Genomic DNA, 12,988 nt, shown 5'->3' on the forward strand with positions numbered 1-12,988 from the left:
CCGTGATACGCGGTACGCGCCGAAAAGGGTTCCGCGGGCGTGACGCGGACCGAGTTACCGTCGAGTGAAGATGGATTTATAATTCTCTAACAATCAAAAATATTGCTAAAAGACGTAAAAACCGTTGCTTAGCCCGCGTAGTCCGTCCGCTCACGGACCTATCGAGACACGTCCCCGACCTCACGCCCGAACCGCGACTTCGGGGCCGCCGGAACTCACTCGGCGTTCGGTTCGGGCGCGTTCGCCGGTCGCTCGCCGACTTCCTCGGCGTCCGTCCCGTCCAACTCCGCGAGCATCTCGTCTACGTCGTCCAGTCCGAGCAGTTCCTCCGTCTCGGCGTCGAAGTCGAGACTCTCCAGCGATTCGCCGTCTCGGGCCACGTCGCTCCCGGTGAGGTGCTTGCCGTAGCGCCCGACCAACGAGGTGAGTTCTTGGGGCAGGACGAAACTGGTCGAGTCGCCCTGTCCGATGGCGTCGAGGGTCTCCATCCCCTTGTCGATGACCGCGCGTTCGCCCATCGACTCGGCGGATTTGGCGCGCAAGACGGTCGAAACCGAGTCACCTTGGGCTTCCAGAATCTGGCTCCGTTTCTCGCCCTGCGCCCGGATGACGTTCGACGCCTTCTCGCCTTGGGCCTTCTCGATGGCGCTCCGGCGTTCGCCTTGCGCTTCCAAAATCATCGCGCGACGGCGGCGCTCGGCGGCGGTCTGCTGTTCCATCGCGCTCACGACGGTCGGCGTGGGCATCACCGACTGGACCTCGACGGCTTCCACGCGGACGCCCCAGTCGTCGGTCGGCCTGTCGAGTGCCTCGTGGATGCGGGAGTTTATCTCCTTTTGCTGGCGGAGCGTCTCGTCGAGTTCCATGTCGCCCACCACCGCCCGGAGCGTGGTCTGGGCGAGGTCCGAAACCGCCTTCTCGTAGTTCTCGACCTCCAGATACGCTTTCTCGGCGTCCATCACCCGGATGTAAATAACTGCGTCGGCGGTCACGGGCGAGTTGTCCTCGGTGATGGCCTCCTGTTCGGGCACGTCAAGCGTCTGGGTCCGCATGTCGAAGGTGTGCGTCTCGCTCACGAGCGGCGGGATGACGTTCAGGCCGGGACCGAGCAGTTTCCGGTACTCGCCGAACACCGTCAGCGCGCGCTTCTCGTAGGGACCGACGATTTCGACGGCGCTGGCGAGAACCGCGACGACGAGACCGAACGCGAGCAGTCCGGCGACCGCTACGGGGTCCAAGAAGGGCAGAACGAACAGGAGAGCGAGAACCGTGACGACGCCCGCCAGCACCCGCGAGAGACTGCGACCGGCGGAGAGTCGCCCGAGTTCGTAGAAGGGGTTGTTCATGTTGGTCGTACGATGCTATGGCGGCTTAACGCTTGAGATTTATGCCGCTGGCCGGACAACTGGAGATATGGCAAGCACGCGAACCGCGGTGGCGAAAGGATTCTCGGTGGCGGTGGTCGCCGTCCTCGTCGTCATCGGGGGGTACGTCCTCCTGTTCGTCGGCGACTTCTCCGAGAGCGGACTGCTGGTCTACCTGCTGACGCTCTCGTTCGCGCTGACCGCCGCGCGCGGAATCTGGGCGGGTCGCTACAAAGTCGCAACCGTCGGTGCGGTCGGGATGCTCGTCGTCGCGGCGTTGCAGGGCGCGCTGGTGGTCGGACTGGCGATTCTGCTCGGGGTCGCGTTAGTCGTCGGGTACTCGGGGCGGACGCGCGAGCATCTGAGCGCGGAGTAGGGGTACTATCGACATCGCCGAAGCTATCGGTCGAGTCGGTCGGCGAAAAACTCCGGCGTCTTCGCATCGTGCTTCCGGAGATACGCGTCAACGTTCGTAACGGCGGAGAGTTCGGTAATCTCTTCTAACCACTGCTCGGCGGCTTGGTCGAGAGTAGATAGCGTTTCGGACTCGTAGTCGTGATTATCGACGTAGAACGCGAAGAGGACGTTGTACCGTTTGTCGTTCTGCGGAATACCCATCACGAGCCGACAGTAAATCCGAAGTGAATCACCCTCTCGAATGACCTCCAGTTCGTCACAACCTTCGACGGTTTCGTAGATGTAATACTGTGGATTATCACTATCTAGAACGGTGTGGAGTCATTTGACTACCCGTCGCTGGTCCGTAGTCCCCAGCGACGATATTCCCTCGCCAAATTGCTCGGCAAGGATAGCGTAGTTCTCTTCGTCAGACAGACTTACCGTACGCACACGTACTCGCCGACAGCTATTCGAGTGATTGACTAAAATACTGTGGAACGACTACGTTAGAAGTCGAGAGCTTCGTCGCTCAGAGTCCGGCCTTCGGCAACGTCTTCTGTGCCCTTTAAGACGCCCTCAGGGACACGTGCCTGTTTTTCGTCCCCGTCTTGACCGTGCTCGAACATCGTCATGTGTACAGTGGTCGTAGTAGATAAATCTGTGGTTGTCTGTGGAGAATGCATATAACTCCGTGGTGGGTGTATAGAAGACGGTGGGGATTAGCGGAAGCTGAGAAGCCTAATGCGGAGATGAAATCTTACGACTAGAAACACCTGTAACCCGCGATTACAACCGCGTCCCGATAGTCTCGGCGGTCTTCTCACCCACGCCCTCGACTTCCCGCAACTCCGCGGCCGACGCCGACCGAATCCCCTCGACGCTTCCGAACCGCCGGAGGAGCGCCCTTCGGGTCTTCGGTCCCACACCCGGAACGTTGTCGAGTTCGGTCGAAACCTCGTCGCGGAGCGTCTGGTGGTACTGGACCGCGAAGCGGTGGGCCTCGTCGCGGACGCGTTGGAGGACGTGGAGATGGTCGGCGTCGTTCGGCCAGTCGTAGGTTCCGGCGGGCGTGACGACGATTTCCTCGTCCTTAGCGAGGGCGACGGCGGGAACGTCCCACCCGGCGTCCGCGAGGGCCTCGCGCGCCGCCGCGAGTTGGCCCCTGCCGCCGTCGATGAGCAGCAAATCGGGGTCGGGCCGGTCGTCCCGGCCTTCGACCGCGCGAGAAGCCCGCCAGTTGGCGAGGTCGTACATGTTGGCGTAGTCGTCGTTCTCGTCTGCGAGTTTCTTCCGGCGGTAGCCCGACTTGTCGGCCGACCCGTCGGCGAACACTACGTCGCTTCCGACGGCGTGCTTGCCTTGGGCGTGACTCACGTCGAAACCCTCGATGCGCCGGGGAACGCGGTCGAGATTGAGGGCGTCTCGGAGCGCCGCCAGCGCGTCGGGTTCGCTCGCGCCGCGCCGGGCGTTCTTCAGTGCGAGGTCCACCAACGTCGCCTCTCGGCCAGCGCCGGGGACGCGGGCGGCCACGCCCTCGGCCTCCAACCAGTCGAGGACCTCGGCGTCGTCCGGGCGGTCCGAGAACAGGAGCGCGTCGGGCAGGTCGCGCTCGGCGTAGTACTGGGCGACGAACGCCGAGAGGACCGCTCCCGCGGGCGTATCGCGGTCGGTCTCGGTGTCTCCCTCGGGAATCGTCACGGCGTGGCGCTCGCGGGCGACGAGTTGGCCCGATTCGCTGTGGAGGCGCGCGACGGTGGCCGAGTCGCCTTCGAGCGCGACCCCCAGCACGTCTACCGTGCGCTCGTCGTCCCGACTAGCGACTGCCTCGCCCGCGCCGCCGTGGAAGCCTTCCACCGCGTCGAGTTTGTCCCGGAGGTTGGCCGCGCGCTCGAACTCCCTGTTCGAGGCGGCGTCTTCCATCTCCCGTCGGAGCGGGTCGGCCAGCACGCCGGTCTCGCCTTCGAAGAACCGGACCACCGACTCCACGTCGGCGACGTACGATTCGCGGTCGATTTCGGCGGTACAGGGCGCAGTGCAGAGACCGATGTCGTAGTCGAGGCAGGGCCGGTCGCGGTTGGCGAACTTGTGGTCCGAACACCCCCGGACCCCGTAGGTCTCCCGCAGGGCCTTCACCACCGTCTCGACCCTCGTCTTCTCCGTGAAGGGACCGAAGACTCGCGGACCGGAAATCGAACTGCCGCCGTCGCGCCGGGCGCGGGCCTCCGGGTCGGGGTCGCGGGTAATCTCGATGCGGGGGAACTCGTGGTCGGTCAACTGCACGAGTGGATACGACTTGTCGTCCTTCAGGCGGACGTTGTACCGGGGCTGAAACCGCTTGATGAGATTGGCCTCCAGCAGGAGGGCTTGTGTCTCGGTGTCCGTGACCGAGAAGTCGATGCGGTCGGCCCGCCGGACCATCCGCCGGATGCGCTCGCCGCGCGGGTCGGCGTACGAGCGCACGCGGTCCCGGAGGTCCACGGCCTTGCCGACGTAGACGACCGTCTCGCCGTCCTGAAACTGGTACACTCCGGGCTGGCGCGGTAGCTCCGCCGCGCGCTCGCGGACCGCCTCCCCGTCCATCGACCCCGGCTAGTCGCTACGCGGCTTTGAACTTGTTCCTACCGCGGTCCGAAGCCGTCGGGCCACGTCTTCGGCGTCGTCGTCGCGGACCGGAACCCGCATCGGGTCGCGTCCGGCGCGTTCGATGACGAGTTCGCGCTCGCGGGAGGTGAAGTAGAGCGCGGTCAGCGCGACGGCGGCGAACACCAGCAAGCCGCCGCCGACGAGGAGACCGGCCGTGACCGTGCCGAGAGCCTTCGGGAGGAGGGAGACGAGTTGGGCGATACCGGACCCCGGTGCGTCCTCGGGCGCGTTCACGGTGCCGAGTCGGTCGAGGATGCCGCTGGTCTTCAAGAGGACGCCACCACCGAGCATGACCGCGCCGTAGACGCCGGTTTTGACGCCCCACTCGACGTACGACCCCTGTCCGGTGGTCTCGACGTTCGCGTCGAGGACGTTCGGCCGGTCGGCGTGGTCGAAGCGCCGCCCGTCGCCGTCGGGGGTGAACACGAGAACTCGGTGGGTCGTGACCGCGACGCGCGCGCCCTCGACCGTGAACTCCTCTTCGACTTCTTCGCCTTGAAACAGCATCTCGGAGAGGCGGTCGTCTGTCGCCTGAGACAGCGGGGACTGACTCATCGTCATGCCGTCGCCGGGCGAGAGGGAAGGTAGTTGCGGCCGATACCTCCTACTCGGAGTCCCCTCTGGTCCTGCCACCCGTGGTCCATCATTCACAGACTGCTACGCCGTTTTCTGTCTTAACGCTACTGGCGGTATCAGCGAGCGAAGAGGAACGGACCCGGTGGATTCAACTCGCTCCCGCGAGAGGCACCGACATGGACGACGAGCGACTCTGGCTCGTGGAGCGAACGTACACGGACAAGGGACTCGTCTCGCTGGTGTACGCGACGACCGACGGCGAGCGATACCTCCAGAAACAGCGGTCGATGAACATGCTCAACCACGTAGACGTGACCGCGGCCGTCGATGCCGACCCCGACTCGCTCGACGCCGTGGACGACGACGAGACCCGCGAGCGATACGCGAGCGAGGCGACTCGGATGGCCGACCAACACGACCCGGACGAGGCAGTGTGACGGACAGAGACCGGCGGACAATCGTCTCGAAAACGATTTTCGTGCTTTAACAACGATACAACCACGTCCGATAGCCATCGTTTCGGTCCGTCGGCCGACACGATAAGACAAGGGTTTACGTAGGGGAGCGCAAAAGGCGCGACTATGGCCGCCATCGAAATAGACGGAGTGACGAAGCGGTACGGCGACGTAGTCGCCGTCCGCGACCTCTCCTTCGAAGTCGAGGAAGGCGAGGTATTCGGCTTCCTCGGCCCGAACGGTGCGGGCAAGTCCACGACTATCAACATGCTGTTGGACTTCGTGCGCCCGACCGAAGGAACGGTCCGAGTTCTCGGACACGACACTCACGACGAGAGCGTCACAGTCCGGGACCACCTCGGCGTCCTCCCCGAGGGGTTCTCGGTGTACGACCGACTGACCGGCAGACAGCACCTCGAATTCGCCATCGAGTCGAAAGAGGCCGACGACGACCCCGACGCCATCTTGGAGCGCGTCGGTCTCTCGGCCGAAGACGGCGACCGGAAGGCCGGTGGCTACTCGAAGGGGATGGCCCAGCGCCTCGTCCTCGGGATGGCGCTGGTCGGCGACCCCGACCTGTTGGTGCTGGACGAACCTTCGACCGGTCTGGACCCGCAGGGTGCCCGCCAGATGCGTGACATCGTGCGCGAGGAGGCCGAACGCGGCGCGACCGTCTTCTTCTCCAGCCACATCCTCGGACAGGTCGAAGCCGTCTGTGACCGCGTGGGCATCATGCGCGACGGCCAACTCGTCGCCGAAGACTCCATCGAGGGCCTGCGCGAGACGACCAGCGCGGACACGGTACTCGACATCGTGGCCGACGACGTGTCCGAGCAGGCGGTTGCCGACGTTCGCGCGATAGACGGCGTGTCTGAGGTCGAACGCTCCGGCGACGCGCTGACGGTCTCCTGCGAGAGCGACGTGAAGACGACGGTTCTCACGACCCTCGAAGACGCTGGCGTCGACGTGCAGGACTTCGAGACCGAGGAAGCCTCGCTGGAGGACCTGTTCATGGCCTACACCACCGACGAACAGGAGGTGACAGCATGACGTGGCAGGCCATCGCCCGGAAGGACTTCCGGGACGCCGTGCGCTCGAAGTGGCTCTGGGGCCTGTCGGCCATCTTCTTCGGCCTGTTCGTCGGGAGCGCCTACCTCATCGGGTCGGGCCTCCAGTCGAGCGGGAACCAGCCACTCACCTCGGAGGTGTTCGTGCCGACGCTCGGCAACCGCGTCGTCGCGCTGGTGGTCCCCATCGTCGCCATCGTGGTCGCCTACAGTTCCATCATCGGCGAGCGCGAGTCGGGGTCGCTGAAGCTTCTGCTTTCGCTTCCCCACTCCCGACAGGACGTGGTGGCCGGGAAAGCCACCGGACGGAGTACCGTCCTCGCGCTCCCGATACTCGTCGCCATGCTTCTGGCGGCGGTGGTCCTCGCCATCTACGGCATCGACGTGGGACCGCTGAAGTATCTGGCGTTCGTGGCGCTGACGCTCCTGTTGGGCGTCGTGTTCGTCAACCTCGCGGTCGGCATCTCGGCGGCGGCGTCCACGAATCGCCGGGCGATGCTCGGCACGGTCAGCCTCTACGTCGTCCTCACGATGCTCTGGACGCAGGTCCGGCGCGGTCTGCTCGTGGTCAACGACAAACTCGGTCTCGGCTGGGAGAACATCACGCTCGTGAAGTACGGCCTGTTCGTCAAGTACTTCAACCCGGTCCGGGCCTACGAGAGCCTCGTCACCCGCCTCTACACCGACAGCGTTCTGGGCGCGCGACTCTACGGCGTCAATCGGATGCAACAGCAACTCGTCACCCAGCAAATCGGTGACGTGCCGTTCTATCTCTCGGACTGGGTTGTGCTGGCCCAGTTCCTGCTGTGGTTGTTCGTCCCGGTGGCACTGGGCTATCTGGCGTTCCGAGACGCCGACCTCTAAACCTCGACGCCCTTCTCGCGGAGTTTCTTCTCGAACGCTTCCCGCCCGTCCAACACCGGCACGTCGTTCTCCTCGGCCGCGTCGAGTTTCGTCTGGCCGGGGCTATCGCCCGCGACGAGGAAATCGGTGTTCCCGGAGACGCTACTCGTGGCGTTCGCGCCGCGGTCCTCGACCCGTTTCTGGGCCTCGCTCCGGGTGTAGCCGGAAAGCGACCCCGTGAACACGAAGGTCAGACCCGCGAGTTCGTCGCCGGTCTCGTCCTCGTCGGGGGTCTCCAGCGGGCCGATTGCGTCGAGTAAGTCGTCGATGACCTCCTCGTTCCGGTCGGACCCGAAGAACTCCGCGATTTGGTCGGCGACCTTCGGGCCGATGCCCTCGACCGACTCCAGTCGCTCGCGGGTGGCGTCTCGGATGCTATCGAGGTCCCCGAACTCGCGGGCGAGGTCGGCGGCGGTCGCCGGGCCGACCTTCGGGATGCCGATGGCCGAGAGGAACTCCCGGAGCGGCGGGTTTTCGGAGGCGTCGAGTTCTCGGCGGAGGTTCTCGGCGCTGGTCTCTCCCCACCCTTCGAGGGAGGTCAGGTCCTCCGTCTCGATTCGGTAGAGGTCGGCGAGACTCTCCTCGATTAGTCCGGCGTCGATGAGTTGGTCGACTCGCTCGCCGCCGAGTCCTTCGATGTCCAGACCGTCGTCGCTGGCGTAGTACTCGACCGCGCGCCGGAGTTGGGCGGTGCAGGCCAGTCCGCCGGTACAGTAGGCCATCGGACCGTCGAACTCGACCGCACTGTCGCAGACCGGACAGTGGTCGGGGAACTCGTAGTGGCCCTCGGCGCGTTTCTCGACCACCTCGGCGACGTAGGGAATCACGTCGCCCGCGCGTTCGACTCTCACCTCGTCGCCGACGTTGACGTTCATCGCCGCGATTTCCTCGGGGTTGTGGAGGCTGGCGCGCGAGACGGTGACGCCGCCCACATCCACGGGTTCGAGGAGCGCGACCGGGGTGAGTCGGCCCGTCCGACCCACCTGCACCGTGATGTCGGTGATTTCGGTGACTTCCGAGCGGGCGGGGAACTTGTAGGCGAACGCCCACCGATAGTGTCGCTCGGTGGTACCGAGTTCGGCGCAGGTGTCTAAGTCGTCTACTTTGATTACCACGCCGTCGATTTCGTAGTCGAGGTCGGGCCGGTCGTCCATCAGGCGGTTGCGGTACGCGATGGCGTCTTCGATGTCGTCGGTGCGCTCGGCCCGGTCGTTGACCTTCAGACCCCACTCGGGTAGAGTCTCGTGTTGCTTCCAGTGGGTCTCGAAGTCGTGGGTGGAGTCCAGCACGTCGAAGAAGAACACGTCGAGCGGTCGCCCGGCGGTCACGGCGGGGTCGAGTTGGCGGAGGGTACCCGCCGCGGCGTTCCGGGGGTTGGCGAAGGGGTCCTCGCCGCGTTCGACTCGCTCGCGGTTGAGGTCCTGAAAGGCGCTCTCGGGGATGTGGACCTCGCCCCGGAGAACCAGTCGGTCGGGGTAGTCACCCCGGAGTCGGTGGGGCACGCTGGCGATGGTCCGGACGTTCTCGGTCACGTCCTCGCCGGTGTAACCGTCACCGCGGGTCGCGGCTTGGACGTACTCGCCGTCCTCGTAGACGACTTCGACCGACAGACCGTCGAACTTGGGTTCGCAGACGTAGGTCACGCTCTCGCCGACTTCGCGCCGGATTCGCTCGTCGAACTCCCGCACGTCCTCGGCCTCGCCGCCGGAGTCGATGGAGAGCATCGGCGCGACGTGTTCGACCGTCCCGAGTTCGTCCAGCGGTTCGCCGCCGACCCGCCGGGTGGGACTGTCGGCGGTCCGCACGTCGAAGGCGTCTTCGAGGTCCTGCAACCGGGTGAAGAGGGCGTCGTACGTCCGGTCGCCGATTACGGGGTCGTTCTCGACGTAGTAGCGGTAGTCGTGAAACCGAATCGCCTCCCGGAGCAGACCGGCCTGTTCGTCGGCCTCGTCCTCGGTCAACTCCTCGACCGGTTCGAAGTCGGTCGGCGGGTCCTCGACGTAGGGGTTCTCGTCCGCGCTGACGGTAGCCATTGCGTGGCAGTTGTCGGTTCCGGCGTAAAAACTCCGGTCTTTGCGGGTGATGGCTCTCGGTCGTAGTGATTTTCGGGTATTTTCTTCTACGTTAAACACTTTTATAGATTGCTTTTAGAAACTTTTAGATTTCTTTTGGCAACGTTTCCGTCGTTATCGTCTCTGTGGTCTCCGTCGTCTCTGTCATCGCTGTCGTTGCGGTCTCTGTTGTCGTAGTCGTCGCTGTCGTTGCGGTCTCTGTTGTCGTAGTCGGAGAGACAACAGTCTCGAAAGCCCCGCCCGCTCGCCACCGGCAGACGTTCCTACTCACTGCGTTGTCGCCGAAAATCGGAGATTTTCGGGATGACGAGAGCGTCGCTCTCGAACCACGCGGGCGTGCGACTGCCGAGGTCTGCGTCGCTTCGCTCCGCAGACGGTCGCTCAGTGACATATTCTCGCGCCTCACTTCGTTCGGCGCTCGAATAGGGGTCACTGAGACGACCACGATAAACGCGAGCGGGCGGCCCCTTTATCCACCCGCGGTGAAAGGTCGGCCGGGCGCGTCCGTGGTAGAAAGTTAGCCGAGTGCGTCCGTGGTGGGTGTTCCGTCGAGGATTTCGTCCCCGGACTCCGCTCTCGGCTTCGAATCCAAAGGGCTATGAGTGGTCCGTGAAAGCACCAACCAAGCCGATGCCCGCCCCGGATTCGAACGACCCTTCGGACCCTCTTCACTCCCGACCGGAATCGACAGACGACCAGTCCGAATCGCCGGACGACCACGCAGGCGACTCCCCGGAGGACCCCCGGATGAACGACGAGTACGTCCGGCGACTCCCCGACGCGGGCGTGACCCTCGTCGGCGTCGTCCACGACCACCCCGCGAGCGTCCACCGCGCTCGCGCGGTGGTGCGCGAGCGCGACCCCGAAGTCGTCGCGCTGGAAGCGCCGCCGCTGGCGGTGCCCTCTACGAGACCTACGCCCGCGACACCCGGACCCCGCCCGCCTTCGGCGGCGAGATGAGCGCCGCGGCGCAGGCCGCCGACGACTGTGACGCCGAAGTCGTCGGCATCGACGCCCCGACCGGCGACTTCTTCGCTCGCCTCGCGCGCAACTGGTGGCGCGACGGCGCGTCGGTCGCCACGCTCCGACGGGTCGCCTCCGGCGTCGCGTCGGTGACGCGCCACGCGCTGACCTGCCGGGTCGCCGCCGCCGTCGCCGACCGAACGTCGCTCCGCGTCGAGGTAGACGACCCCGTGGAACACGACTGCGACCGGTCGGACCCGCCCGCGGTGCAGGCCAGCGACGAGCGAACGCAAGCCCGCCGGTCCCAGTCGCTCCTGCGGGCGTTCGACCCGCCCAAGCCGGTGGTCCTCCGCGACGAGACTCGCGAGGAGTGCATGGCCGACAACCTCGCGTCGCTCGACGGCGAGACGGTCGCAATCGTCGGTCTCGACCACCTCGACGGAATCGCACAAAGAGTGACGGCCTGACGGCCGAGTGGGTCAGTCCTCGATTTGAGCGTTGACGGCGTTCTCGATACCGCTGATGAGCATCGTCAGTTCCTCGTTCGAGGCCGTGATGGTCTCCATGCCGTTGGACACCTCCGCCATGTCGCTCGCCGCCTCGTCTATCATCGTCGCCACTTCCTCGGAACTGACCGCCTGCTGGTCGGTCGCGTCCGCGACTTCCTCGATGCCGTGAGACACCTCTTGGATGGCCTCGCCGACCTCTTGGAGCGTCTCCATGGCGTCTTCGACGCGTTCGGTCCCGAGTTCGACGCGTTCGCTCGTCGTGCCGAGACTGTCGATGGTGTCGTCGGTGTACTGTTGAATCTCGGCAATCATCTCTTCGATGTCGTCGGCGTGGGTCTGGGTCTCCTCGGCGAGTTCCTTGACTTCCTCGGCGACCACGGCGAACCCGGACCCGGCGTCACCGGCGCGCGCCGCTTCGATTGACGCGTTGAGTGCTAGCACGTTGGTTTGGTCGGCGATGTCGTTGATGACCGCGACCACGTCGTCGATTCGTTCGACGTTGTCCCGGAGTTCGGCGAAGTCCGACTCGACGCTCGCACGGGCGTCTTCGACGCGGTGCATCTCCTCGATTGCCTCTCGGGAGTGTTCGATGCCGTCCTCCGCGAGTTGTTCGGCCCGGTCGCTGACGGTGTTGACTTCCTCGGCGTTGGCCGCGATTTCCTCGGTCGCCGCGCTCAGGTCGGCGATTTCCTCGTTGAGGTCGCGCATGTTCCGCGACTGGGAGGCCGACAGCGAGTTTATCTCGTCGGCGTTCTCCGAGATGTCGGCGGTCGCCATGCCCAACTCGTCGACTGCTGGCTTCACGTCCTCGGTGAGGACTTCCCGCAACTCTTCGGCCTCGTCCGGTTCGTCCGAGTCGGCGTCTTCGGCGTCGTAGGCGTCGGCCGCGAGTTGCACGTCGCGGAACGTCGCTCGGGTCAGCGCCTGCATCCGGGTGACGGTCTCTTCGACGGCGCTCCGGACCGCCTCGTCGCCGCCGAACTCGTCGGCCACCTGCGAGACGAGTTGGTCGGCGGCCGACTCGTGAAGCGAGGCGTACATCCCAACGTGGTCGGCTAGCGACACGTCCGCCATCCGACCGAGGTGGCCGCCGCGAACTCTGTCGCGGAGCAACTCGTCGTCGTCGGTGTCGCCGCGACCGAGCATTGCGAGTTGCTCTTTCTGTGCCCGCTTGAGTTCCGCGACCGTGTAAGGGTCGTCGTCTTCCAGTTGGGGGTCGTCCACGGCCGCGTAGAGTTCCTCGACCGCGGCATCGCTCGCGGACTCGAAATCGACCGCTTCGAGACGGTCGGCGTCGTCGTCCGAGACCGAGACCAGCGTCGGTGGGCGCTCGACTTCCGCAGGCACGAACTCTCCTTCGAACTCCGTCGTGTCGCCCGCATCGGGCGAGTTGTCGTTTCGGCTCATTACCACGAAACCTGATAGATACACTCGTTACCGCCCGAGGCCCGACACTGGTCGCTCACTTCTTCGACGCCGACCAGTGCGTCCTCCGGACTGAACTCCTCTACGACTGCAGTGACGATGCCTCGGTCGAAATCGCAGGGATACGGATTCTTACAGAAGACTTTCCCTTCGGAGTCACCCTCTTTCTCGAACGCGTAGTAGCCGATGTCGCCGTTTCGGTGGTTCATCTGGTACGCTTCGTTGATGGATTCGAGACCCCCGGCAACGGAGTCGATTCCCGGCGGCCAGTCGGCGTTCTCGGGAATCTTCTTGCCGACGTTCGTGACGGTTCGAGAACCGACGGAATCGACAATCGACTCGAACGCGTCGAGATACGCCTGCTGGGGATACCACTCGTCGGGTTCCGGCTCGTCGATTCCGTTCTCCGCGAGCGTCTCCTGCATCCGCTTCTCGAAGACGCTAGAGAGGTCCCCGACGCCTGTTAACATCGAACGGACCGTCTGTCCGTTGACTTCGACGCCCTCGTCGAACGCTTCAAATTGACCCATGAAGACAACTCTCCATTGCTGCGACATATATCTTACCTATATTTAAATGTGAGTATCAGACGTGATAGCTGACATAACTCAC

General features: G+C 64.7%; 13 protein-coding genes. 6 read left to right on the plus strand and 7 right to left on the minus strand.

Features of this window, described 5'->3' with window-relative positions:
• Positions 1 to 215: 215 nt before the first annotated feature.
• On the minus strand, positions 216 to 1,346 hold the full coding sequence (locus P2T60_RS16880; RefSeq protein ID WP_276280403.1) for an SPFH domain-containing protein: 1,131 nt from the start codon (positions 1,344 to 1,346) through the stop codon (positions 216 to 218).
• A 67-nt stretch (positions 1,347 to 1,413) separates the two neighbouring features.
• Here P2T60_RS16880 and P2T60_RS16885 point away from each other — a divergent pair, with 67 nt between their 5' ends.
• Positions 1,414 to 1,740, plus strand: coding sequence for a hypothetical protein (locus P2T60_RS16885; protein WP_276280404.1), 327 nt, complete (start codon positions 1,414 to 1,416; stop codon positions 1,738 to 1,740).
• Positions 1,741 to 1,763: 23 nt separating this feature from the next.
• On the opposite strand, the gene P2T60_RS16890 is transcribed toward P2T60_RS16885, so the two are convergent.
• The 3 genes from P2T60_RS16890 to P2T60_RS16900 all read right to left on the minus strand — a co-directional run bounded on the left by P2T60_RS16890 (position 1,764) and on the right by P2T60_RS16900 (position 4,961).
• Positions 1,764 to 1,982, minus strand: coding sequence for a hypothetical protein (locus tag P2T60_RS16890; RefSeq protein ID WP_276280405.1), 219 nt, complete (start codon positions 1,980 to 1,982; stop codon positions 1,764 to 1,766).
• 567 nt (positions 1,983 to 2,549) lie between these two features.
• Positions 2,550 to 4,343, minus strand: coding sequence for an excinuclease ABC subunit C (locus P2T60_RS16895; RefSeq protein ID WP_276280406.1), 1,794 nt, complete (start codon positions 4,341 to 4,343; stop codon positions 2,550 to 2,552).
• A 9-nt stretch (positions 4,344 to 4,352) separates the two neighbouring features.
• The gene (locus P2T60_RS16900) at positions 4,353 to 4,961 is read right to left on the minus strand and encodes a hypothetical protein (RefSeq protein WP_276280407.1); all 609 of its coding nucleotides are present in this window, start codon (positions 4,959 to 4,961) and stop codon (positions 4,353 to 4,355) included.
• Positions 4,962 to 5,158: 197 nt separating this feature from the next.
• Between P2T60_RS16900 and P2T60_RS16905 the strand changes: the two genes are divergently transcribed.
• The 3 genes from P2T60_RS16905 to P2T60_RS16915 all read left to right on the plus strand — a co-directional run bounded on the left by P2T60_RS16905 (position 5,159) and on the right by P2T60_RS16915 (position 7,368).
• Positions 5,159 to 5,419, plus strand: coding sequence for a DUF7967 family protein (locus P2T60_RS16905; protein ID WP_276280408.1), 261 nt, complete (start codon positions 5,159 to 5,161; stop codon positions 5,417 to 5,419).
• A gap of 144 nt (positions 5,420 to 5,563) precedes the next feature.
• On the plus strand, positions 5,564 to 6,487 hold the full coding sequence (locus tag P2T60_RS16910; RefSeq protein WP_276280409.1) for an ABC transporter ATP-binding protein: 924 nt from the start codon (positions 5,564 to 5,566) through the stop codon (positions 6,485 to 6,487).
• Positions 6,484 to 7,368 carry an ABC transporter permease subunit gene (locus P2T60_RS16915; RefSeq protein ID WP_276280410.1) on the plus strand — a complete coding sequence of 295 codons (885 nt, stop codon included), beginning with the start codon at positions 6,484 to 6,486 and terminating at the stop codon, positions 7,366 to 7,368. Before P2T60_RS16910 ends, P2T60_RS16915 begins: the two co-directional genes overlap by 4 nt.
• Here the strand turns inward: P2T60_RS16915 and ligA are convergent.
• On the minus strand, positions 7,365 to 9,440 hold the full coding sequence (gene ligA, locus P2T60_RS16920) for an NAD-dependent DNA ligase LigA (RefSeq protein ID WP_276280411.1): 2,076 nt from the start codon (positions 9,438 to 9,440) through the stop codon (positions 7,365 to 7,367). The genes P2T60_RS16915 and ligA overlap by 4 nt on opposite strands.
• A 669-nt stretch (positions 9,441 to 10,109) precedes the next feature.
• Here ligA and P2T60_RS16925 point away from each other — a divergent pair.
• Together P2T60_RS16925 and P2T60_RS16930 are read left to right on the plus strand one after the other, a co-directional pair.
• A complete protein-coding gene (locus P2T60_RS16925; protein ID WP_276280412.1) occupies positions 10,110 to 10,439 on the plus strand; it encodes a hypothetical protein in 330 nt (109 codons plus the stop codon).
• Complete coding sequence (locus P2T60_RS16930) at positions 10,436 to 10,909, plus strand: hypothetical protein (RefSeq protein ID WP_276280413.1); 474 nt, start codon at positions 10,436 to 10,438, stop codon at positions 10,907 to 10,909. The genes P2T60_RS16925 and P2T60_RS16930 overlap by 4 nt, the downstream gene beginning before the upstream one ends.
• A 12-nt stretch (positions 10,910 to 10,921) precedes the next feature.
• Here P2T60_RS16930 and P2T60_RS16935 read toward each other — a convergent pair whose 3' ends face one another.
• Together P2T60_RS16935 and P2T60_RS16940 are read right to left on the minus strand one after the other, a co-directional pair.
• On the minus strand, positions 10,922 to 12,358 hold the full coding sequence (locus P2T60_RS16935; protein WP_276280414.1) for a methyl-accepting chemotaxis protein: 1,437 nt from the start codon (positions 12,356 to 12,358) through the stop codon (positions 10,922 to 10,924).
• Positions 12,358 to 12,906: a hypothetical protein gene (locus P2T60_RS16940; RefSeq protein WP_276280415.1), complete on the minus strand. Its 549-nt coding sequence runs from the start codon at positions 12,904 to 12,906 to the stop codon at positions 12,358 to 12,360. Before P2T60_RS16940 ends, P2T60_RS16935 begins: the two co-directional genes overlap by 1 nt.
• Positions 12,907 to 12,988 lie beyond the last annotated feature (82 nt).

Source organism: Halorussus caseinilyticus (assembly GCF_029338395.1).
GTDB classification, from domain to species: domain Archaea; phylum Halobacteriota; class Halobacteria; order Halobacteriales; family Haladaptataceae; genus Halorussus; species Halorussus caseinilyticus.